Source organism: Vibrio sp. S234-5, assembly GCF_000960595.1.
Classification (GTDB): Bacteria; Pseudomonadota; Gammaproteobacteria; order Enterobacterales; family Vibrionaceae; genus Vibrio.
In genome coordinates, this window is record NZ_JZAM01000409.1 from 1 (window position 1) to 1,551 (window position 1,551).

Here is a 1,551-nt window from a genome sequence, read left to right on the forward strand (position 1 = left end):
TGTTGAACTGAGCATCCCACAAGGCACGCCAGCGACCTATCTTGCAGAACTTATCGGTGCGCTGTCATGAAACGTATGCTCAGTGCTCCCGAAATCTATCTCTATCGCGAAAGCGTCGATTTTAGAAAGTCCATCAACGGCCTCGCTGCGATGATCGAAAATGACACCGACTTGCCCTTGGGCAGCGGCGCACTGTTCCTATTCACCAACAAACAACGCGACAAAATCAAAGTGTTGTACTGGGGTGTGCCACGAACAAAAGGCTAAGTCCTTTTGGAGCTGTGCTACTGATGGGAGATGGCCTCCCGAAATCTGCCTGTAGGGGTCGGTTTCAAACCGCCAAGTGCTGCTGTATTTAAGAGGTATGGTAGTGAGCGACTTTGGAAAAGGTATCAATAAGATATCAGGTATGAATCAAGAAGATGAGCGAAAGCAAACCGTCCGATGACGCATCGTTAAGGATTAAGCATTGTCAAAACTAGGGGCGCCCAGTAACCCTAGGATTAGCTGAAAGGAAACCTACTTACTGTTTCAGCGGCAATCGGTGTATAGGCGGCATGAGCTTGATTTAGGCGGTAGCATGGAACGTGGGAACCTGGATTTGAGTGTTAAGGGAAATGACAAATGGCAAATACCATGAGGAAGAATACCGATATCAAATACAGGGACGGAGCTGCTCGTAGTAGTGATGAGTCATCTGTAATGGATGAGGAGCGAAGGGGCAGCATTATCCAGTTGATGAAATTCAGTCAACCTAGCAATGTTAGGGAGGAGCCAGATGGCATCAACAAAATCGTTTGATATTTCAAAACAACTCGTTTGGAGGGCATATCAGCGTGTAAAAGCTAATAAAGGCGCAGCTGGTGTAGACAAAATCTCTTTGTCTGCATTTGAGCGAAACCTGAAAGGAAATCTCTACAAGATATAGAATCGTATGTCGTCAGGCTCCTACATGCCACCACCTGTTCAGCAGGTAAATATACCTAAGAAGGATGGTGGCACAAGGAGTCTGGGAGTCCCTACTGTGTCTGATCGCATCGCTCAGATGGTGGTCAAGATGCAAATAGAACCCGAAATAGACAGATGCTTCCATCCTGATTCTTACGGTTATCGACCAGGGAAATCGGCACTGCAAGCGGTAGATAAAACTCGACTGCGGTGTTGGCGAATGGACTGGGTCGTTGAGTTTGATATCAAAGGCGCATTCGACAATATCGATCATGAGCTTCTGATGAAGGCTGTGCGTCATCATGTAAAGATTAAGTGGGCTTTACTGTACATCGAAAGATGGTTAAAAGCGGCAACACTCAATGTTGACAACGTCCTAGAACCTCGTACTCAGGGTACTCCCCAAGGCGGGGTGATCAGTCCGTTACTGATGAATCTGTTTATGCACTATGCGTTTGACACTTGGATAAGTAAAACTTCTCCAAAATGTCCATTTGCTAGGTACGCAGATGACGCTGTTGTCCATTGTCATTCCAAAGCACAAGCAGAGTATTTGCTACGAGCGATTGGAAAGCGCTTGAAGGAGTGTAAGCTTACTCTACA

General features: G+C 46.4%; 3 protein-coding genes and 1 pseudogene. All 4 read left to right on the forward strand.

Annotated elements, in window-relative coordinates:
* Positions 1-70, forward strand: a pseudogene (locus UF06_RS26600) (IS66 family insertion sequence element accessory protein TnpB); the annotation flags it as partial.
* Entirely contained in the window at positions 67-267 is a 201-nt protein-coding gene (gene tnpB, locus UF06_RS22550; protein ID WP_197541328.1) for an IS66 family insertion sequence element accessory protein TnpB, read from the forward strand. The pseudogene UF06_RS26600 and the gene tnpB, both read left to right, overlap by 4 nt.
* Before the next feature lie 511 nt (positions 268-778).
* Entirely contained in the window at positions 779-928 is a 150-nt protein-coding gene (locus tag UF06_RS28130; protein WP_226972604.1) for a hypothetical protein, read from the forward strand.
* 96 nt (positions 929-1,024) lie between these two features.
* Positions 1,025-1,551: reverse transcriptase domain-containing protein (locus tag UF06_RS22555; protein ID WP_242402051.1), on the forward strand; the 527-nt coding region annotated here is incomplete at its 3' end.

Excerpts from the sequence above, each read along its gene's own strand:
- tnpB (WP_197541328.1), top strand. The coding sequence starts at position 67 with ATGAAACGTATGCTCAGTGCTCCCGAAATCTATCTCTATCGCGAAAGC.
- UF06_RS28130 (WP_226972604.1), top strand. The coding sequence starts at position 779 with ATGGCATCAACAAAATCGTTTGATATTTCAAAACAACTCGTTTGGAGG.